Source organism: Streptomyces sp. NPDC013317 (assembly GCF_055563155.1).
In genome coordinates this window covers 13227-33697 of record NZ_JBVHDX010000019.1, presented here as the reverse complement: position 1 = coordinate 33697, position 20471 = coordinate 13227, and the positions used below count along the sequence as shown (strand labels likewise).

At 70.4% G+C, this 20471-nt stretch carries 15 protein-coding genes; 10 read left to right on the top strand and 5 right to left on the bottom strand.

Annotated elements, in window-relative coordinates; translation table 11 throughout:
* Positions 1-31 precede the first annotated feature (31 nt).
* From ACZ3IJ_RS33120 to ACZ3IJ_RS33085, 8 genes are all read left to right on the top strand, one after another.
* Complete coding sequence (locus ACZ3IJ_RS33120) at positions 32-970, top strand: carbohydrate ABC transporter permease (protein WP_467474404.1); 939 nt, start codon at positions 32-34, stop codon at positions 968-970.
* Between the two features lie 491 nt (positions 971-1461).
* On the top strand, positions 1462-2673 hold the full coding sequence (locus ACZ3IJ_RS33115; RefSeq protein WP_467474402.1) for an ROK family transcriptional regulator: 1212 nt from the start codon (positions 1462-1464) through the stop codon (positions 2671-2673).
* 122 nt (positions 2674-2795) lie between these two features.
* Entirely contained in the window at positions 2796-3911 is a 1116-nt protein-coding gene (locus tag ACZ3IJ_RS33110) for a substrate-binding domain-containing protein (RefSeq protein WP_467474400.1), read from the top strand.
* 192 nt (positions 3912-4103) lie between these two features.
* Entirely contained in the window at positions 4104-4898 is a 795-nt protein-coding gene (locus ACZ3IJ_RS33105; protein ID WP_391801710.1) for an ATP-binding cassette domain-containing protein, read from the top strand.
* Positions 4895-6190, top strand: coding sequence for a sugar ABC transporter permease (locus tag ACZ3IJ_RS33100; RefSeq protein WP_467474397.1), 1296 nt, complete (start codon positions 4895-4897; stop codon positions 6188-6190). The genes ACZ3IJ_RS33105 and ACZ3IJ_RS33100 overlap by 4 nt, the downstream gene beginning before the upstream one ends.
* Positions 6191-6400: 210 nt before the next feature.
* Entirely contained in the window at positions 6401-8320 is a 1920-nt protein-coding gene (gene dxs / locus ACZ3IJ_RS33095) for a 1-deoxy-D-xylulose-5-phosphate synthase (protein ID WP_467474395.1), read from the top strand.
* Positions 8321-8507: 187 nt separating this feature from the next.
* On the top strand, positions 8508-9986 hold the full coding sequence (locus tag ACZ3IJ_RS33090) for an amino acid permease (RefSeq protein ID WP_467474564.1): 1479 nt from the start codon (positions 8508-8510) through the stop codon (positions 9984-9986).
* 214 nt (positions 9987-10200) lie between these two features.
* Entirely contained in the window at positions 10201-11286 is a 1086-nt protein-coding gene (locus tag ACZ3IJ_RS33085; protein ID WP_467474393.1) for a PLL family lectin, read from the top strand.
* Between the two features lie 67 nt (positions 11287-11353).
* Here the strand turns inward: ACZ3IJ_RS33085 and ACZ3IJ_RS33080 are convergent, their stop codons facing one another.
* The gene (locus ACZ3IJ_RS33080) at positions 11354-13483 is read right to left on the bottom strand and encodes a 3-hydroxyacyl-CoA dehydrogenase NAD-binding domain-containing protein (RefSeq protein ID WP_467474389.1); all 2130 of its coding nucleotides are present in this window, start codon (positions 13481-13483) and stop codon (positions 11354-11356) included.
* On the bottom strand, positions 13480-14694 hold the full coding sequence (locus tag ACZ3IJ_RS33075; RefSeq protein ID WP_467474387.1) for a thiolase family protein: 1215 nt from the start codon (positions 14692-14694) through the stop codon (positions 13480-13482). Before ACZ3IJ_RS33075 ends, ACZ3IJ_RS33080 begins: the two co-directional genes overlap by 4 nt.
* 336 nt (positions 14695-15030) lie before the next feature.
* Here ACZ3IJ_RS33075 and ACZ3IJ_RS33070 point away from each other — a divergent pair, with 336 nt between their 5' ends.
* Positions 15031-16158, top strand: coding sequence for an alpha/beta fold hydrolase (locus tag ACZ3IJ_RS33070; protein ID WP_467474384.1), 1128 nt, complete (start codon positions 15031-15033; stop codon positions 16156-16158).
* A gap of 41 nt (positions 16159-16199) precedes the next feature.
* Here ACZ3IJ_RS33070 and ACZ3IJ_RS33065 read toward each other — a convergent pair whose 3' ends face one another.
* The 3 genes from ACZ3IJ_RS33065 to ACZ3IJ_RS33055 form a co-directional block, all read right to left on the bottom strand.
* A complete protein-coding gene (locus ACZ3IJ_RS33065) occupies positions 16200-17486 on the bottom strand; it encodes an HRDC domain-containing protein (protein WP_467474380.1) in 1287 nt (428 codons plus the stop codon).
* A 117-nt stretch (positions 17487-17603) separates the two neighbouring features.
* Positions 17604-18269, bottom strand: coding sequence for a response regulator transcription factor (locus tag ACZ3IJ_RS33060; RefSeq protein ID WP_352186942.1), 666 nt, complete (start codon positions 18267-18269; stop codon positions 17604-17606).
* Positions 18270-18515: 246 nt separating this feature from the next.
* Positions 18516-19196 (bottom strand): DUF3000 domain-containing protein, encoded by a 681-nt coding sequence (locus ACZ3IJ_RS33055; protein WP_467474377.1) that lies wholly within the window; start codon positions 19194-19196, stop codon positions 18516-18518.
* A 91-nt stretch (positions 19197-19287) separates the two neighbouring features.
* Between ACZ3IJ_RS33055 and hemE the strand changes: the two genes are divergently transcribed.
* The gene (hemE, locus tag ACZ3IJ_RS33050) at positions 19288-20364 is read left to right on the top strand and encodes a uroporphyrinogen decarboxylase (RefSeq protein ID WP_467474375.1); all 1077 of its coding nucleotides are present in this window, start codon (positions 19288-19290) and stop codon (positions 20362-20364) included.
* Positions 20365-20471 lie beyond the last annotated feature (107 nt).

Genomic DNA, 20471 nt, shown 5'->3' with positions numbered 1-20471 from the left:
TGGCCGGCACGACAGCACGAGGTGACCTCCGGTGAAAGCCATCGACACCCCTCCCGCCGGCGCGGCCCTCCCCGAGCCGCCCGAGCCCGGCGCCGCGCAGGTGACGAAGAGCGCGCCTCCCGTCACCCGCAAGGAGAGCAGGTCCGAGGGTGCGACCCTCAACGTCTTCTCCCACGGCATCCTGATCGTCTGGGCGATCATGGTGGTCATGCCGCTGCTGTGGGCGGTCATGACCTCGTTCAAGACCGACCGGGCGATCTTCACCTCGCCCTGGTCGCTGCCCGACAGGCTGCACTTCGAGAACTGGTCGCGCGCCTGGACCGAGGCGCACATGAGCGACTACTTCCTGAACACCATCCTGGTGGTGGGCGGCTCGCTGATCGGCACGCTGCTCTTCGGTTCGATGGCGGCCTACGTGCTGGCCCGCTTCGACTTCCCGGGCAACCGCTTCATCTACTTCCTCTTCATCGGAGGAATGAGCTTCCCGATCATCCTGGCGCTCGTACCGCTCTTCTACGTGCTGCAGAACATGGCCCTGCTCAACACCCTGCACGGCCTGATCCTGGTCTACATCGCGTACTCGCTGCCGTTCACGGTCTTCTTCCTCACCGCCTTCTTCCGCACGCTGCCGACCTCGGTGGCGGAAGCGGCCTTCATGGACGGCGCCTCGCACACCCGGACCTTCTTCCAGGTGATGCTGCCGATGGCCAAGCCCGGCCTGATCAGCGTGGGCATCTTCAACTTCCTGGGCCAGTGGAACCAGTACCTGCTGCCCACCGTGCTCAACACCGAGCAGGACCAGAAGGTGCTCTCCCAGGGCCTGGTCCAGCTCGCCGTCAGTCAGGGTTACAAGGGCGACTGGTCGGGCCTGTTCGCCGGTCTGGTCATGGCGATGCTCCCCGTCCTCGCCGCGTACATCGTCTTCCAGCGTCAGGTGGTGGCCGGCCTCACGGCCGGCGCGGTGAAGTAGCGCCGAGGACTCTCGGAGGGCGGCCCTCGAACCCGGGGGGCCGCCCTCCGCCGTGTCCGGGTCCTGGGGTCGCCCTCCGCCGGACTCCGCCTGGCTCCGACCCTCAGGGCGGGCGGCCGGTGTCACGGCGACGTCTCGAACCCGGCACGAACCGGACGCGGGCCCGCCCCGGCCCGAGACCTCGCCGAGGGCCGGGACACAACCCTCGCGGACACCGCCCGTACCGCTCCGACCTGTATGTTCACCCCCGTAGCCGGGTGGCCCGAGGCGTCACCGCAAGCGCCTGTTCCCGCCCGTTTCCGGCCGGGCCGGGCCCCCTGTCGCCGTCGAGCTCATCTGAGCCTGCTCTGGCTCAAGGTCTTGACGGGGGACAACCCCAAAGGCTCAGCTTAGAGTTCACAAGTTGGAGAACAAGCCGGGGTCTCACAGCCGCGACCCCGGCCCGGGGGCGGTGATCGCACCGTCCGGCGCAGGCGGGAGTGGATGAGTCGATGGAGACTCCGGGGTCGCAGACATCTCTGCACAAGGCCAATCTCGAACGGGTCGTCCGTGCGGTACGCATGGCGGGCTCGCTCACCCAGGCGGAGATCGCCCGGTCCACCGGGCTGTCCGCCGCCACGGTCTCCAACATCGTGCGGGAGCTGAAGGACGGCGGAACCGTCGAGGTCACACCCACCTCCGCGGGGGGCCGAAGGGCCCGCAGCGTCTCGCTCTCCGGCGACGCCGGCATCGTCATCGGCGTCGACTTCGGCCACACCCACCTCCGGGTCGCCGTGGGCAACCTCGCCCATCAGGTCCTCGCCGAGGAGTCCGAGCCGCTGGACGTCGACGCCTCCTCAGCCGAGGGCTTCGACCGGGCGGAACGCCTGGTCATGCGGCTGATCGAGGCCACCGGCATCAGCCGCGAGAAGGTCGTCGGCGTCGGCCTCGGCGTCCCGGGGCCGATCGACGTCTCCTCGGGCACGCTCGGCTCCACCTCGATCCTCCCGGGCTGGAGCGGCATCAACCCGGCCGAGGAGCTCTCGGGCCGCCTCGGCGTCCCCGTGTACGTCGACAACGACGCCAACCTCGGCGCGCTGGGCGAACTCGTCTGGGGCAGCGGCCGCGGGGTCAAGGACCTCGCCTACATCAAGGTCGCCAGCGGCGTCGGCGCGGGCCTGGTCATCGACGGACGGGTCTACCGCGGGCCGGGCGGCACCGCAGGCGAGATCGGCCACATCACGCTCGACGAGTCCGGCCCCGTCTGCCGCTGCGGCAACCGCGGCTGCCTGGAGACCTTCACGGCGGCCCGGTACGTGCTACCGCTGCTCCAGCCCGGCCACGGCCCCGATCTGACCATGGAACGGGTCGTCCAGCTCGCCCGCGAGGGCGACCCGGGCTGCCGGCGGGTCATCGCCGACGTCGGCCGCCACATCGGCAGCGGTATCGCCAACCTCTGCAACCTGCTCAACCCCAGCCGGGTGGTGCTCGGCGGCGACCTGGCCGAGGCCGGCGAGCTCGTGCTCGCCCCCATCCGCGACTCCGTCTCGCGGTACGCCATCCCCAGTGCCGCCCGCCAGCTCTCGCTCGCCCCCGGGGCGCTCGGCGGGCGCGCCGAGGTGCTCGGCGCGCTGGCTCTCGCCCTGAGCGAGATGGGCGATTCGACCCTTCTTGAGAGTGCCCTGCCGGGTGCCGCGCAGGTCTCCGCGCCTGCCTTCACTTAGATAACGGATGGCACCGTTGTCATCTCGTTAAGGATTTACTCCTTGACGGCGACCCGGCGGCCGAGTTGACTTCCAGCCACCTCGGCCGCAAAGTCGCGGCCTCGTCAGGGAGGCACACCCACATGAACGCAGTGACGCGACGCGTCGTCATAGGCACGGCCGCGGTTTCCATGGCCCTCTCCCTCGCCGCCTGTGGCAAGGCGGGCGACAGCGGCTCCGGCTCGGACGGCAGCACCGGTGGGAAGGGCGGCGACGGCAAGACCATCGGTCTGCTGCTGCCGGAGAACAAGACCACGCGTTACGAGACCTTCGACCGCCCGATCATCGAGGCGAAGATCAAGGCCCTCTGCTCGGACTGCGAGGTCAAGTACAACAACGCCGCGCAGGACACCGAGACGCAGAAGAAGCAGTTCGACGCGCTGGTCACCCAGGGCGTGAAGGTCATCATCCTGGACTCGGTCGACTACAAGGCCACCAAGTCCTGGGTCCAGCAGGCCAAGGAGCAGGGCGTCTCGGTCGTCGCGTACGACCGTCTGGCCGAGGGCCCGATCTCCGCGTACGTCAGCTACGACAACGAGAAGATCGGCCGTCTGCAGGGCGAGGGCCTGGTCAAGGCGCTCGGCGACAAGGCCAAGGACGCCAACGTTGTCATGATCAACGGCTCGCCGACCGACCCGAACGCCCCGCTCTTCAAGAAGGGCGCCCACAGCGTCCTCGACTCGGCCGTCAAGAAGGTCGTCTACGAGCAGGACATCCCGGACTGGTCCCCCGACGAGGCCAACAAGAAGATGGGTGCCGCCATCGACTCGCTGGGCAAGGACGGCTTCCAGGGCGTCTACTCGGCCAACGACGGCATGGCCGGCGGCATCATCACCGCCCTCTCCAAGCAGGGCATCAAGGTCCCGGTCGGCGGCCAGGACGCCGAGCTCGCCGGTCTGCAGCGCATCCTGAAGGGCGACCAGGCCTTCACGATCTACAAGCAGATCAAGCCCGAGGCCGAGACCACCGCCGAGATCGCCGTCCGCCTGCTCAAGGGCGAGAAGATCGACGACCTGGTCCCCACCAAGGTCACCAGCCTCACCGGTGAGTTCAAGGACATCCCGGCGAAGCTGTACGACGCGCAGGTCGTGACCAAGGAGAACATCGGCTCCACGATCGTCGCCGACGGCGTCTACGAGGCCGCGGCCATCTGCGCCGGCGAGTACAAGGCGGCCTGCGACGCGGCGGGCATCAAGTAACACCCGCTGCCGGAACGCCCTTCGGACCCGCTGACCTCCTCCGAACGGCCCCCGGTCCGGTCCGGCGCCCCCGCCCCGTTCAACGCCCCGCAAGCGGGGGCGGGGGCGCCGGACTCTCTCACAGCCCCTCACAGCCCCCCTCTGTGCTCTCTCGCACCACCCACCATCCCCGCCGGTCAGGCGGCGAAGGAGATGATTCACGTGTCCGCTACGCCCGTGCTGGCGTTGCGCGGAATCTCCAAGCGGTTCGGCGCCGTCCAGGTGCTCACCGACGTAGAACTGGAGATCCACGCCGGTGAGGTCGTCGCCCTGGTCGGCGACAACGGCGCCGGCAAGTCGACCCTCGTCAAGACGATCTCGGGTGTTCACCCGATCGACGAGGGCGTCATCGAGTGGGACGGCCGCCCCGTCCAGATCACCAAGCCGCAGGACGCCCAGAACCTCGGGGTCGCCACCGTCTACCAGGACCTGGCGCTCTGCGACAACCTCGACGTCGTCGCCAACCTCTTCCTCGGCAACGAGCTGAGCTCCGGCTCCGTGCTCGACGAGATCGCCATGGAGAAGCGCGCCAAGGAGCTCCTGGACACCCTGTCCATCCGGATCCCGAGCGTACGCATCCCGGTCGCGGCGCTCTCCGGCGGTCAGCGCCAGGTCGTGGCCATCGCCCGTGCCCTGATCGGCGACCCGAAGATCGTCATCCTGGACGAGCCCACCGCCGCCCTCGGCGTCGAGCAGACCGCACAGGTGCTCGACCTCGTGGAGCGGCTGCGCGAGCGCGGCCACGGAGTCATCCTCATCAGCCACAACATGGCCGACGTCCGCGCTGTGGCGGACCGCGTCGCGGTCCTGCGACTGGGCCGCAACAACGGTGACTTCCCCGTCGCCGAGACCAGCCACGAGACGATCATCGCGGCCATCACGGGCGCCACGGACAACGCCGTGACCCGTCGCCAGGCGCGCCAGGCCACGAAGGAGGACGCGAAGTGAGCGACCTCGCCAAGACCCCCCAGCCCCGTTCCCCCGAGGCTCCGGCGACCACCGCCGCCCCCATCCCCGCCGTCGACCCGCGCCTGCTGGTCCGCGAGCAGGGCCTCAAGGGCTACTGGACCGAGTTCAACCGCAAGATCCGCGGCGGCGAGCTCGGCTCCCTGCCCGTCGTCCTGGGCCTGATCGTCATCGCGATCGTCTTCCAGGCGCAGAACAGCAACTTCCTCTCCGCGAGCTCGGTCGCCAACATCGCGGTGTACTCCTCCGGCCTCGGCATCATGGCCGTCGGCATCGTCTTCGTCCTCATCCTGGGCGAGATCGACCTGTCGATGGGCTCGGTCGCGGGCGTCGGCGCCGCCGTCTGGGCGGTGCTCAACGTCAGCAACGGCATGAACGACCTGCTGGCCGTCGGCATCGCCGTCCTCTCCGGCCTCGGCATCGGTCTGCTGCACGGCTTCTTCTTCGCCAAGATCGGCGTCCCGGCCTTCGTGGTCACCCTCGCCGGCTTCCTCGGCTGGAGCGGTCTGCAGATCTGGCTGATGGGCAAGGAGGGCTCGATCAACGCGCCCTCCGGCTCGTTCGTCGAGAACCTCACCGCGTACTACTTCGAGGACAAGGCCGCCGCGTACGGCCTGGCCCTCGTCGCGGTCCTCGCCTACGCCGTCTCCCTGCTGCTCGACCGCAAGCGCCGCAAGGCCGCCGCCCTGCCCGCCCGCCCGGTCAGCGAGATCGTGCTGCGTACGGCCGTCGTCGCCGTCCTCTGCTTCGTCGTGGCCTACGTCCTGAACGAGCCCGAGGGCGCCCGCGGCCTGCCGCTGGCCCTGGTCCTCTTCCTGGCCGTCCTCGTGATCGCCGACTTCGTCGCCCGCCGCACGCGGTTCGGCCGCAAGGTCTTCGCGGTCGGCGGCAACGCCGAGGCCGCCCGCCGCGCCGGCATCAACGTCGACCGGATCCGGATCGTCGTCTTCGGCGTGTCCGGCATGCTCGCCGCCTTCGGCGGTCTCTTCGTCGCCAGCCTCTCGGGCGGCGCCACCAAGAGCCTCGGCAGCGGCAACACCCTGATGCTCGTCATCGCGGCGGCCGTGATCGGCGGCACCAGCCTCTTCGGCGGCCGCGGCAAGGTCTGGTCGGCACTCCTTGGAATGATCGTGATCCAGTCGATCCAGCAGGGCCTGAACATGATCGGCATGGCCAACGAGATCCAGTACATGATCACCGGCGCGGTGCTCCTCGCCGCCGTCGTGATCGACTCGGTCTCGCGTCGCACGCAGAAGACCGCAGGCCGCGCGTAACGTTTCGGCGTTACCAAGCCCACAGTGTCCGGCGCCGGAGAACCGGTGCCGGGCACTGCTGCGTCTGGCCCTGTGCACCGCCCGTAGGCTCAGCGGTGTGTCGGCCATCAGCGTGACGCACAACCCGCCGCCCGATGACCAAGGCCGGGGGCGGAACATTAGACTCGACAAATCGGCAAGCTCGACCAGCTCAATGGCAAGGAGGCACGGGTGGCATTGCTGACCCGTATCAGGGGACCGCGCGATCTGGACCGGCTCTCCCCGGAACAGCTGGACCAGCTGGCCGAGGAGATCCGGACGTTTCTCGTGGACGCCGTCTCCAAGACCGGCGGCCACCTCGGCCCGAACCTCGGCGTGGTCGAGCTGACCATCGCCCTGCACCGAGTCTTCGACTCCCCGAAGGACAAGGTCCTCTTCGACACCGGCCACCAGAGCTACGTCCACAAGCTGCTCACCGGCCGTCAGGACTTCTCGAAGCTGAAGATGAAGGGCGGCCTGTCCGGCTACCCCTCGCAGGCCGAGTCCGAGCACGACGTGATCGAGAACTCGCACGCCTCCACGGTCCTCGGCTGGGCCGACGGCCTGGCCAAGGCGAACGAGGTCCTGAAGAAGGACGACCACGTCGTCGCCGTCATCGGTGACGGAGCCCTCACCGGCGGCATGGCCTGGGAGGCGCTGAACAACATCGCCGCCGCCAAGGACCGCCCGCTCGTCATCGTCGTCAACGACAACGAGCGCTCGTACGCGCCCACGATCGGCGGACTCGCCAACCACCTGGCCACGCTCCGTACGACCGACGGCTACGAGCGATTCCTCGCCCGCGGCAAGGACATCCTGGAGCGCACCCCCGTGGTCGGGAAGCCGCTCTACGAGACGCTGCACGGTGCCAAGAAGGGCCTGAAGGACTTCATCGCCCCGCAGGGCATGTTCGAGGACCTCGGCCTGAAGTACGTCGGCCCCATCGACGGCCACGACATCGAGGCGCTGGAGTCCGCCCTGACGCGCGCCAAGCGCTTCGGCGGCCCGGTCATCGTCCACTGCCTCACCGAGAAGGGCCGCGGCTACCAGCCCGCGCTCCAGGACGAGGCCGACCGCTTCCACGCCGTCGGCAAGATCCACCCCGACACCGGTCTGCCGATCGCCTCCTCCGGCGCCGACTGGACCGGCGTCTTCGCCCAGGAGATGGTCGAGCTCGGCAAGGAGCGCGAGGACATCGTCGCGATCACCGCGGCCATGCTCCAGCCCGTCGGCCTCGACAAGTTCGCCAAGGCCTTCCCCGAGCGGGTGTACGACGTCGGCATCGCCGAGCAGCACGGCGCGGTCTCCGCGGCCGGCCTCGCCACCGGCGGCCTCCACCCCGTCTTCGCGGTCTACGCGACCTTCCTCAACCGCGCCTTCGACCAGGTGCTCATGGACGTGGCCCTGCACAAGTGCGGTGTCACGTTCGTGCTGGACCGGGCCGGCATCACCGGCACCGACGGCGCCTCCCACAACGGCATGTGGGACATGTCGATCCTCCAGGTCGTCCCCGGTCTGCGGCTCGCCGCGCCGCGCGACGCCGACCAGGTCCGCGCCCAGCTGCGCGAGGCCGTCGACGTCACCGACGCGCCGACCGTCGTCCGCTTCTCCAAGGGCGCCGTCGGCCCCGCCGTACCGGCTCTGCGCCGCGTCGGCGGCATGGACGTGCTCCGTGAGCCGGGCACCGACACGCCCGACGTCCTCCTGGTCTCCGTGGGGGCGCTCGCGCCGATGTGCCTGGAGATCGCCGGCCTGCTGGACAAGCAGGGCATCTCCACGACCGTCGTCGACCCCCGCTGGGTCAAGCCGGTCGACGAGGCGCTCGCCCCGCTCGCCGAGCAGCACCGGGTCGTCGTCACCGTCGAGGACAACAGCCGGGTGGGCGGTGTCGGCTCGGCCGTCTCGCAGGCCCTGCGCGACGCCGGCGTGGACGTACCGCTGCGTGACTTCGGCATCCCGCCGCGCTTCCTCGACCATGCCTCCCGCGCCGAGGTGATGGCCGAGATCGGTCTGACGGCCCCGGACATCGCCCGTCAGGTCACCGGCCTCGTCTCACGTCTGGACGGCAGGTACGAGGAGAGCGGCCGAGCCGTGGAGCCCGCCCGCGACTGACGCCGTCGCACCGTCGACATTGGGCCGGTCGGACCACCCCGCGGGGTTGCCGACCGGCCCATTCGTGTGAAACCTGTTGCTTCGACAGGCGCTACCCCTTCGGGGTCTCGATCATGGGTGTCGGGACCGACGGTACGGAGGTACGACGGTGAGTACGGACCAGCAACAACCACGAGCGAGCTCCGGGATGTTCCGGACGAAGACGGTCGAGCAGTCGATCCGGGACACCGAAGAGCCCGAGCACGCGCTCAAGAAATCGCTCTCCGCCTGGGACCTGATGGTCTTCGGCGTCGGCGTCATCATCGGCACCGGCATCTTCGTGCTCACCGGCAAGGTGGCCAAGGAGAACGCCGGCCCCGCCACGGCCCTGGCCTTCGTCGCCGCGGGCATCGTCTGCGCGCTCGCGGCCCTGTGCTACGCCGAGTTCGCCTCGACAGTCCCCGTCGCCGGATCGGCGTACACCTTCGCGTACGCCTCGATCGGCGAACTCCCCGCCTGGATCATCGGGTGGGACCTCGTCCTGGAGTTCGCGCTCGGCACGGCCGTCGTCGCGGTGGGCTGGTCCGGCTACGTGCGGTCCCTGATGGACAACGTGGACTGGCATCTACCGGCCGCGCTGGAAGGGCCCGACGTGCCGGGCGGCACCTTCGACATCCTGGCCTTCCTGCTGGTCCTGGTGCTGACCGTGGTCCTCGTCCTCGGCATGAAGCTCTCCGCCCGCATCACCGCGCTCGTCGTGGCCATCAAGGTCACGGTCGTCATGATCGTGATCGTCGCGGGTCTCTTCTTCATCGTGGGCGACAACTACAGCCCGTTCATCCCTCCCGCGGTCACCCCGGAGGGCGGCGGCTCCGCCTGGGACGCCCCGCTGGTCCAGACGATCTTCGGCTACGACGCCACCAACTTCGGCGTCATGGGCATCTTCACCGCCGCGTCCGTCGTCTTCTTCGCCTTCATCGGCTTCGACGTGGTCGCCACCGCCGCGGAGGAGACCAAGCTTCCGCAGCGCGACATGCCCCGCGGCATCCTGGGATCGCTGTTGATCTGCACCGTGCTCTACGTGGCCGTGGCTCTGGTCGTGACCGGCATGCAGAACTACACGGAACTCTCCGTCAGCGCCCCGCTCGCGGACGCCTTCAAGGCGGTCGGGCACCCGTTCTACGCGGGTGTGATCAGCTTCGGTGCCGCCGTCGGTCTCACGACCGTCTGCCTGATCCTGCTGCTCGGCCAGACCCGGGTGTTCTTCGCGATGAGCCGCGACGGCCTGCTGCCGCGCTTCTTCTCCGTCACGCACCCGCGGTTCCGGACCCCGTACCGCCCGACCATCCTGCTCGGCGTCATCATCGCGATCGTGGCCGGCTTCACCAGCATCAACGAGCTCGCGACCCTGGTGAACATCGGCACGCTCTTCGCCTTCGTCGTCGTCGCCATCGGTGTGATGGTGCTCCGCCGCACGCGCCCGGACCTGCACCGCGCCTTCCGTACGCCGTGGGTGCCGTTCCTGCCCATCCTCTCCATCGCCGCCTCGGTCTGGCTGATGCTCAACCTGCCGGGCGAGACCTGGTTCCGCTTCGCGGTCTGGATGGTCATCGGCGTCGTCGTGTACTTCCTGTACGGCCGCTCCCACAGCCGTCTGGGCAAGGCGGGACATAACGCGCAGTACTGACACGCCGCACCGAAGCGCCGTGACGGCGGAAGGGGTGCGAACCGGTCTCTCACCGGTTCGCACCCCTTCCGCACGTCCTGAGTGCCGCCGCGTCAGCCGCCGGTGGCGGAGCGGCGGCATCAGGCACTCCCGGCACCCACTAAAGTCGACGAACAGCAGTCCGAGCGGACCTGCTCATTCCGATGCTGACCTGTCGACCGGAGCGCTGGACCCCATGGCATATCGATCCGAGGACCCGACCCGCCGTCCGAAGGGGCCGTTCAGCGTCCCGACACTGAACGGGGGCTGGCTCACCCGTGGCACGGAGGGCCGCTTCAGCGCGTACCTTCTCAGGGACGGCGAGGTGGTGCGCTGGACCGAGGAAACCGACGGCCGCTGGAGCGACGCGGTCTCCCTCGGCGGCGGCGGACTCCTGCCGGTGCTCGCCGTCGGACAGGGCGCCGACCGCTATGTCCACCTCGTGGGGCTGCGCCCCGTCCCCGACACCGAGGACCACGTCGAGCTGGTGCACAGCACCCAGTTCCAGACGGGGCGTCCGGCGGTGGAGTGGCGCTCCATCCAGCACTCCAACGGCAAGAGCTTCAAGCGGACCGGCAACCCGAGCATCGCGGTCGACGCCGAGGGACGGGCGTACGTGTTCACCCGCAACGGCGGGGGCGGGCTCAGCGTCCGGGCCCAGAAGCAGGGCGGCGGCTGGCACCCCTGGTGGGACCTGATGGGCAGCGGCACCGACCCCTCGCCGGTCGCCGTCACCAACGGCGAGGGCCTCGTCGAGCTGTACACGGCCACCGCCAAGGGACTGCTGCGGTACGTCCAGGAGGAGCCCGGCGGCAAGCCGGTGCGGCAGGACGTGGTGCCCGCCGAGGTGACCCTCGGCACGCTGGCCGCGGTGACCGGGCCCTCGGGGCACGTCACGCTCTTCTACCTCGACAAGGACGGGCACGTCTGCGTCTGGTCCCCGGGACGCTCGCCCGAGGCGACGCAGTTCGTCGACGCCGTGGGGACGGGACCGCTCGCGGCCGCCTCCTGCCGGATCGACGGCTTCGACTGCACGGTCCTGGCCCAGCAGTCCGCCGACGGGCGGCTCGCGCTCGCCGCGTACCCCGCCGAGCAGGAGACGGCCGGCGCCAAGTGGACGGAGACCGGCGCCCCGCATGGCCCGCTCGCGACCACCCTCACCCAGGCCCTGGACGGCGGCCTCGTGGCCATGACGGTGGCCGACGGACCGGTCCTGCTCACCATGCGTCAGAAGACGGCGTCCGACGGCTTCCAGCTGGGCGCCTGGCACTCGGTGGTCTGATCTCGCCACCGCGAAGCACGAGCGGCCCCGGCACCAGAAGGTGCCGGGGCCGCCCGCGTACTCGGCGCTACGCCGGGACGCTCGCCACGCCCTGCGCGAGGAACGGCTTGCCGTTCACCCGCTGGGAGACACCCTCACGGTCCAGGTACGGCGTGATGCCGCCCAGGTGGAAGGGCCAGCCCGCGCCCGTGATCAGGCAGAGGTCGATGTCCTGCGCCTCGGCGACGACACCCTCCTCCAGCATCAGGCCGATCTCCTGCGCCACCGCGTCCAGGACGCGGTCGCGGACCTGCTCCTCGGTCAGGACGACATCGCCCTGCTCGAGCAGCGCGGCGACCTCGGGGTCCAGCTCCGGCTTGCCGGAGTCGTAGACGTAGAAGCCGCGCTTGCCGGCCTTGACCACGGCCGCCAGGTTCGGGGAGACGGTGAAGCGCTCCGGGAAGGCGCGGTTCAGGGTCTCGGAGACGTGCAGACCGATGGCCGGGCCGACGAGCTCCAGAAGGACCAGCGGGGACATCGGCAGACCGAGCGGCTCGATGGCCTTCTCCGCCGTCTCGACCGAGGTGCCCTCGTCGATGACGTTCTGGATCTCGCCCATGAAGCGGGTCAGGATGCGGTTCACGACGAACGCCGGGGCGTCCTTGGTGAGGACCGCGGTCTTCTTCAGCTTCTTCGCGACACCGAACGCGGTGGCGAGGGAGGCGTCGTCCGTCTTCTCGCCGCGGACGATCTCCAGGAGCGGGAGGATCGCGACCGGGTTGAAGAAGTGGAAACCGACCACGCGCTCCGGGTGCTGGAGCTGGGAGGCCATCTCCGAGACCGACAGCGAGGAGGTGTTGGTGGCGAGGATCGCGTGCGCCGGAGCGACCGCCTCGACCTCCGCGAACACCTTCTGCTTGACGGACATCTCCTCGAACACGGCCTCGATGATGAAGTCCGCGTCCGCGAAGCCCTCGGCCTTGTCCAGGACACCCGAGACCAGGCCCTTGAGACGGTTGGCCTTGTCCTGGTTGATCCGGCCCTTGCCGAGCAGCTTCTCGATCTCGGCGTGGACGTAGCCCACACCCTTGTCGACGCGCTCCTGGTCGATGTCGGTCAGGACGACCGGCACCTCGAGGCGGCGCAGGAAGAGCAGCGCGAGCTGGGAGGCCATCAGACCGGCGCCGACGACACCGACCTTGGTGACCGGGCGGGCCAGCGACTTGTCCGGGGCACCGGCCGGGCGCTTGGCGCGCTTCTGCACCAGGTTGAAGGCGTAGATGCCGGAGCGGAGCTCGCCACCCATGATCAGGTCCGCGAGGGCCTGGTCCTCGGCGTCGAAGCCGGCCTGCAGGTCGCCGTCCTTGGAGGCGGCGATGATGTCCAGGGCGCGGTACGCGGCCGGGGCCGCGCCGTGCACCTTGGAGTCGGCGATGAACCGGCCCTTGGCGACGGCCTGGTCCCAGCCCTCACCGCGGTCGATCTCCGGACGCTCCACCGTGACCGAGCCGTTGAGGACCGAGGCGGTCCAGATCAGCGACTGCTCCAGGAAGTCCGCGCCCTCGAAGATCGCGTCGGCGATGCCGAGCTCGAAGACCTGCTTGCCCTTGAGCTGACGGTTCTGGTTCAGCGAGTTCTCGATGATGACCGAGACGGCCTTCTCCGCGCCGATCAGGTTCGGCAGGATCGTGCAGCCGCCCCAGCCGGGGACCAGACCGAGGAAGACCTCGGGCAGCGAGAAGGCGGGCAGCGCCTTGGAGACGGTGCGGTAGGTGCAGTGCAGACCGACCTCGACACCGCCGCCCATCGCCGCGCCGTTGTAGTACGCGAAGGTCGGCACGGCCAGCGCGGACAGACGCTTGAAGACGTCGTGGCCGCCCTTGCCGATGGCCAGCGCGTCCGAGTGCTGCTTGAGCAGCTCGACGCCCTTGAGGTCGGCGCCCACCGCGAAGATGAACGGCTTGCCGGTGATACCGACGCCGACGATCTCACCGTTGGCGGCCTCGGCCTCGACCTGGTCGATCGCGGTGTTGAGGTTGGCCAGCGACTGCGGACCGAAGGTGGTCGGCTTGGTGTGGTCGAAGCCGTTGTCCAGCGTGATCAGCGCGAACCGGCCCGCGCCCGCGGGCAGTTCGAAGTGCCGTACGTGGGCGCTGGTGACGACCTCGTCCGGGAACAGCTCGGCCGCACCCTTCAGAAGCTCGGCGGTGGTGCTCACTTGCCCTCCCAGTGGGGGTTCTCCCAGATGACGGTGGCGCCCATGCCGAAGCCGACGCACATCGTGTTGAGGCCGTAACGGACCTGCGGGTTCGCCTCGAACTGGCGGGCCAGCTGCGTCATGAGGCGGACGCCGGAGGAGGCGAGCGGGTGACCGTAGGCGATGGCGCCGCCGTACTGGTTGACCCGGGCGTCGTCGTCGGCGATGCCGTAGTGCTCGAGGAAGGCCAGGACCTGGACGGCGAAGGCCTCGTTGATCTCGAAGAGGCCGATGTCCTCGATGGACAGACCCGCCTGGGCGAGGGCCTTCTCGGTGGCCGGGATCGGGCCGTAGCCCATGACCTCGGGCTCGACGCCGGCGAAGGCGTACGAGACGAGGCGCATCTTCACCGGGAGGTCGTTCTCGCGGGCGAAGTCCTCGGAGGCGATGATCGAGGCGGTGGCGCCGTCGTTGAGACCGGCCGCGTTACCGGCGGTGACGTTGCCGTGGACGCGGAACGGCGTCTTCAGGTTGGCCAGCGACTCCAGGGTGGTGCCCGGGCGCATCGGCTCGTCGGCGGTGACCAGGCCCCAGCCGGTCTCGCCGGCCTCGGCGTTGGTGCGGCGGACCGAGATCGGCACCAGGTCCTGCTGGATCTTGCCGTCGGCGTACGCCTTGGCGGCCTTCTCCTGCGAGCGCACCGCGTACTCGTCGGCGCGCTGCTTGGTGATGCTCGGGTAGCGGTCGTGCAGGTTCTCGGCGGTCATGCCCATGAACAGGGCGGACTCGTCGACCAGCTTCTCGCTGACGAACCGCGGGTTCGGGTCGACGCCCTCGCCCATGGGGTGACGGCCCATGTGCTCGACGCCACCGGCGATGACGGCGTCGTACGCGCCGAAGGCGATGGAGCCGGCGACCGAGGTGACGGCGGTGAGGGCACCGGCGCACATGCGGTCGATGGAGTAGCCCGGGACGGACTGCGGCAGCCCGGCGAGGATGCCGGCGGTGCGGCCGAGGGTCAGACCCTGGTCACCGATCTGCGTGGTGGCGGCGATAGCGACCTCGTCGATCTTCGCGGGGTCGAGGCCGGGGTTGCGGCGCAGCAGCTCCCGGATGGCCTTCACGACGAGATCGTCGGCGCGGGTCTCGTGGTAGATGCCCTTCGGGCCCGCCTTGCCGAACGGGGTGCGGACGCCGTCGACGAAGACGACGTCCCTGACGGTACGAGGCACGATGGCTCTCCTCCAGGGTGCGGGATGGCACTGCTGCGGCACGCGGCTAAGCGCGCGCTTGCTCCCCCCATGCTACTTGCGGGTAACCGGGCTGCCCAGCCCCGGGGGCCGGAGCGGTGAAGGTCACACTGGCGGGAGGGCGCGCCGAAGCCCCCGGTGGGGTGCAGGGGCGCATGTGTGCGCCCGGCGCACGCCCGTCCGATCGGAGTGCCGTGGCTACCCGATCGTGTCGACGGCGAGGGCGACACGGTCACGTCAGCCGTCCGGGATGCGGTTCCGGGCGGACGCTGCTCGCACCCGGGCGACCGTCCGGGCGCGACCACAGAACGGAACTCCATGCCCATCGTCAACAAGGACCACGCGGTTCCCCACAAGTCCAGCGTCCCCGCGAACAAGGGCGAGATGGTCGACCTCTTCGTACGGGAGAAGGTCGACACGTCACCGGGGCACGGCCCGGAGCGCAAGGCCGTCCTCATGCTGCACGGCCGGAGCGTCCCGGTACTCGCGGGCTGCGATCTCCAGCACGCCTCGTACAGCTGGGCCGAGGCACTGGCGAAGGCCGGCCACGACGTCTTCATGATGGACCTCCAGGGCTCGGGGCGGTCGCCGCGCCCGAAGATGGACGACCCGCGGAACGTCAACCCGGCCAACCAGAGCCTCCTGAAGCCGCGACCACCGGGCTTCACCCCCGGCCCGGCGAACTACGCGTTCCAGCTGAACAACTCGGACAGCGACCGCGACGAGCTGCACACCGTCGTGGAGTGGATCCGCAAGGAGCGCAAGGTGGACAAGGTCGCCTTCATCGGCTGGTCCGCGGCGGCGTTCACCATGGGGCCGTACGCGGTGAACAACCCCGGCAAGGTGGAGAGCCTCTTCCTGCTGGCGCCGATCTTCCCGCCCGACGGCACGTCGACCCCGCCGAGCACGCTGCCACAGCCCGGCTTCCCCACGTTCCTGAGCACGAGATGGGGCGTGGAGTCCGGGTGGAACGCGGAACTGCGCTGCCCGGACCAGCGTGAACCCGGCATGGTCGAGAGGGCCTGGGCCGCGATCATGGACAACGACCCGGTGGGCAGGACCTGGGGACCGCCGGAGGGCCTCAACCGGATCCGGAACTTCGTCCGATGGGGCTGGAACCGGACGACGGCGGCGCAGGGCGGTGTCCTCGGCGGAAGCGTGCCCGTACTGATCGTGTACGGGGATGCCGACACCCAGGTCAACACGTCCCCGCCCAGCACGAACCCGGAGCTCAACTTCTCGGTTCCCGCGCTCTACGACGCCGTCGCGGGCTCCCACAAGCTCATGGTCAAGCTGGCCTGCGCGGGCCATTCGGTGGTGTGGGAGCAGCAGCACAAGAACGTGCACGCGCTCTCGAAGCACTGGCTCAAGCACCTCAAGGTCGACGGCAAGACCCAGGGCGTCTTCGACATGGCCGTCGACGGTGTCCTCAGTCCGGTCCCGTAGGACGGCGGAGCCCCCGGCCGCATGCGGCCGGGGGCTCGGGGTCACTGCTCGGCGCTCGCCAGCGCCGTCACCAGCAGCGGTGTCACCAGCTCGATCTGCCAGGGGCGCGCTCCGTACCCGGCGAGTGCGGCGGCCACCGAGTCGGCCGTCGGTCCGGCGGGCGGTTCCCAGCAGACGCGGCGGACCGTGTCCGGCGTGATCAGGTTCTCCTGGGGGAGGTGCAGCTGCTCCGCGAGGGCGGAGACCGACGCACGGGCGGCCGAGAGCCGGGCGGCGGCCGCCGGGTCCTTGTCCGCCCAGGCGCGCGGCGGGGGCGGGCCCGCGACCGTCTGGCCGGGCTGCGGGAGTTCGCTGTCCGGGAGCGCCTTCGCCCGGTCCACGGCCGCCTGCCACTGTTCCAGCTGGCGCCGGCCCATGCGGTGGCCGAAGCCCGGCAGCAGGGTGAGCGCGGCCACGTTCACCGGCAGTGCGAGCGAGGCCTCCACGATGGCCGCGTCGCTGAGCACCTTGCCCGGCGAGACGTCCCGCCGCTGGGCGATCCGGTCCCGGGCCGTCCACAGCTCCCGAACGACCGCCATCTGGCGCCTGCGTCGCACCTTGTGCATGCCCGACGTCCGCCGCCACGGGTCCTTGCGTGGCGGGGCGGGCGGGGCCGAGGCGATCGCGTCGAACTCCTGCAGGGCCCACTCCAGCTTGCCCTGCCGGTCGAGCTCCTTCTCCAGTGCGTCACGCAGGTCGACGAGGAGCTCGACGTCCAGCGCGGCGTACCGGAGCCAGGGCTCGGGCAGCGGGCGGGTGGACCAGTCCACCGCGGAGTGCCCCTTCTCCAGGGCGTAGCCGAGTACGGACTCGACCATGGCCCCGAGGCCCACTCGGGGGAAGCCGGCGAGCCGGCCGGCCAGCTCGGTGTCGAACAGCGTGGTCGGCGTCATGCCTATGTCCCGCAGGCACGGCAGGTCCTGGGTCGCGGCGTGGAGGATCCACTCCGTTCCCGTGAGCGCCTCGCCGAGGCCGGACAGGTCGGGGCAGCCCACCGGGTCGACGAGCGCGGTGCCCGCGCCCTCGCGGCGGAGCTGGACGAGATAGGCGCGCTGGCCGTAGCGGTATCCGGAGGCGCGCTCGGCGTCGACGGCGACAGGCCCGTGGCCTGCGGCGAACGCGGCGATCACCTCGGCGAGCCCCTCGGCGGTGGTCACGACGGGCGGAATGCCCTCACGGGGCTCCAGCAAGGGGATCGGCAGCCCATTCGCAGGGACGTCGTCGTCCGGGGGAGCGCCCCCGGTGGTTCGCAGTGCTGTGTCTGCTGCGGTCTCTTGGGCGTCGGTCACGTGTCAAGGGTATCTGTGAATCGGCAAATGCCTGTCGACAGAACGCCGGAACGTTCCGTCGACAGGCGCCGATCTTTCGTCAACCGCGCGGGGTGCCCGTTCGGGGACTCGGCGGACTCAGTGGATGATTCCGGTGCGCAGCGCCACCGCGACCATGCCGGCCCGGTCGCCCGTGCCCAGCTTGCGCGCGATGCGGGCCAGGTGGCTCTTGACGGTCAGGGCGGAGAGGCCCATGGACACGCCGATCGCCTTGTTCGACTGGCCTTCGGCCACCAGCCGGAGCACCTCGACCTCACGGCCGGAGAGCTCGCGGTAGCCGCCCGGGTGGCTCGGGGCACCCGGGGGGCGGCGGTGGCCGAGGCGGGCCGCCGCGGCGCCGATGGGGGCGGCCCCGGGGCGGGAGGGGTGCCCGATGTTGGTACGCGTACCGGTGACGACGTAGCCCTTGACGCCGCCGGCCAGTGCGTTGCGCACCGCGCCGATGTCGTCGGCCGCGGAGAGGGCGAGGCCGTTGGGCCAGCCCGCCGCGCGGGTCTCGGAGAGCAGCGTCAGGCCGCTGCCGTCCGGGAGGTGGACGTCCGCCACGCAGATGTCGCGGGGGTTGCCGACGCGAGGACGGGCCTCGGCGATGGACGACGCCTCGATCACGTCGCGTACGCCGAGAGCCCACAGGTGGCGGGTGACGGTGGAGCGGACGCGCGGGTCGGCCACGACGACCATGGCCGTCGGCTTGTTCGGGCGGTAGGCGACCAGGCTTGCGGGCTGCTCGAGGAGAACGGACACACGGCCTCCTGGGGAGATGCGGGACGGAGCCGGCTCGGGGAAGAAGCCGGGGGCGAACCCGTGCGGTGAAGGGGTCATTGACCTCTTCGGCAGCTGGGCCGCCCGCCTTTAGGGAAAGATCACGATTTGCTGAGTAACAATTGGGGCAATTCGGACGCGTGATCGATCATCCTACGAGTGAGCCTCCGCCGGCCGCCGCCGAAAGCCCCTGGCCGGGGCCCCGCCGGGCCCGTGCCGGAGCCGCCCTCACGCCTGCTGCGGGCCTCTGCGCTGGGGGAGGGAGACGACCCCCGCGCCCGAGATCGTGCCCGCCCCCGGGTCGGAGAGCGACGGCGGGAGCCCCGCGATCTGGCAGAGCAGGTCCGACCAGGCCGCCAGATGCGCCGCGGTGTCCGGCGCGCCGCCCAGGGCGTCCTGCGGTGTCCAGGAGGCCCGGATCTCGATCTGGGTGGCCGGACGGCGCTCGGCGAGCCCGCCGAAGTAGTGCGAGCCCGCCTGGGTGACCGTGCCGCTCGCCTCCCCGTACGCGAGGCCCCGCGCCTCCAGCGCACCGGTCAGCCACGACCAGCAGACCTCCGGCAACAACGGGTCCGCCGCCATCTCGGGCTCCAGCTCCGCCCGTACGAGCGTCACCAGCCTGAACGTGCCCTTCCAGGCGTCGTGCCCGGCCGGGTCGTGCAGCAGCACGAGCCGCCCGTCGGCCAGATCGTCCTCGCCCTCGACGACGGCCGCCTCCAGCGCGTACGCGTACGGGGCCAGGCGCTGCGGCGGCCTGGTCGGGTCGATCTCCAGCTCCGGCCGCAGCCGAGCCGCCCGCAGGGCGTCGACCGCCCGCCGGAATGCGGGGGGCACCGCGTTCGCCTCCGTGTCGCCCGTACCTCCGTCACCGTCGGAATGATCGGAAAAATGTCCCTGAGCCGCAGCCATGCGGGGAAGAGTAGGCGGAACGGGGGCCTCGCGCAGGGAGGGACACCCGGCCCGGGCGAGCGGCTTCCCGCCACATGCGAAGATTCTGGTCGTGAGTGCCAATGAAAGCCCCGTGGGCCAGCAGACGAAGCAGCAGTCGCGGACGCACGACTCCGCGTTCCTCAAGGCGTGCCGACGGGAGCCGGTGCCGCACACGCCGGTCTGGTTCATGCGGCAGGCCGGGCGCTCGCTTCCCGAGTACCTGAAGGTCCGCGAGGGCATCCCGATGCTCGAGTCCTGCATGCGGCCCGAGCTGGTCACCGAGATCACGCTGCAGCCCGTGCGCCGCCACAAGGTGGACGCGGCGATCTACTTCAGCGACATCGTGGTCCCGCTCAAGGCCATCGGCATCGACCTCGACATCAAGCCCGGCGTCGGCCCGGTCGTCGCCGACCCGATCCGCACCCGCGCTGACCTCGACCGGCTGCGCGACCTCACCCCGGAGGACGTCCACTACGTCACCGAGGCCATCGGGATGCTGACCGATGAGCTGGGCTCCACCCCGCTCATCGGATTCGCGGGCGCGCCTTTCACTCTTGCGAGCTACCTCGTCGAGGGCGGTCCGTCCCGCAACCACGAGCACACCAAGGCGCTCATGTACGGCGACCCGCAGCTGTGGGCCGATCTGCTCGACCGCCTCGCCGAGATCACCTCGGCCTTCCTCAAGGTCCAGATCGAGGCCGGCGCCTCCGCCGTCCAGCTCTTCGACTCCTGGGTCGGCGCGCTGTCCCCCGCGGACTACCGCCGCTCCGTGATGCCCGCCTCCGCGAAGGTCCTGGAGTCCGTCGCCTCGTACGGCGTCCCGCGCATCCACTTCGGTGTGGGCACGGGTGAGCTGCTCGGCCTCATGGGCGAGGCGGGCGCGGACGTCATGGGCGTCGACTACCGGGTCTCGCTCGACGAGGCCGCCCGGCGCGTCGGCCCCGGCAAGGCCCTCCAGGGCAACCTGGACCCGGCCGTGCTGTTCTCCACCCGCGAGGCCGTCGAGGCCAAGACGGACGAGGTCCTGGCCGCCGCCGAGGGCCTCGAGGGGCACGTCTTCAACCTGGGCCACGGAGTGCTGCCGACGACCGACCCCGACGCGCTGACGCGTCTGGTCGAGTACGTCCACACGAAGACGGCCGTCTGAGCGGACGCCGGCCGCTCTGATGTGACGGCGCCGTCGTCCCCCGTCCCGGGGGCGACGGCGCCTTCCCTCGTCAGCGCGCCGGACCGTCAGCGCGCCGTGCCGTGGGG

What these genes read in the sequence shown, in the direction of transcription:
- ACZ3IJ_RS33085 (WP_467474393.1), top strand. Translation starts at nt 10,201, where the DNA reads ATGGCATATCGATCCGAGGACCCGACCCGCCGTCCGAAGGGGCCGTTC.
- ACZ3IJ_RS33105 (WP_391801710.1), top strand. Translation starts at nt 4,104, where the DNA reads ATGATTCACGTGTCCGCTACGCCCGTGCTGGCGTTGCGCGGAATCTCC.
- ACZ3IJ_RS33055 (WP_467474377.1), bottom strand. Translation starts at nt 19,196, where the DNA reads ATGGCTGCGGCTCAGGGACATTTTTCCGATCATTCCGACGGTGACGGA.
- ACZ3IJ_RS33090 (WP_467474564.1), top strand. Translation starts at nt 8,508, where the DNA reads ATGTTCCGGACGAAGACGGTCGAGCAGTCGATCCGGGACACCGAAGAG.
- ACZ3IJ_RS33110 (WP_467474400.1), top strand. Translation starts at nt 2,796, where the DNA reads ATGAACGCAGTGACGCGACGCGTCGTCATAGGCACGGCCGCGGTTTCC.
- ACZ3IJ_RS33070 (WP_467474384.1), top strand. Translation starts at nt 15,031, where the DNA reads ATGCCCATCGTCAACAAGGACCACGCGGTTCCCCACAAGTCCAGCGTC.
- ACZ3IJ_RS33115 (WP_467474402.1), top strand. Translation starts at nt 1,462, where the DNA reads ATGGAGACTCCGGGGTCGCAGACATCTCTGCACAAGGCCAATCTCGAA.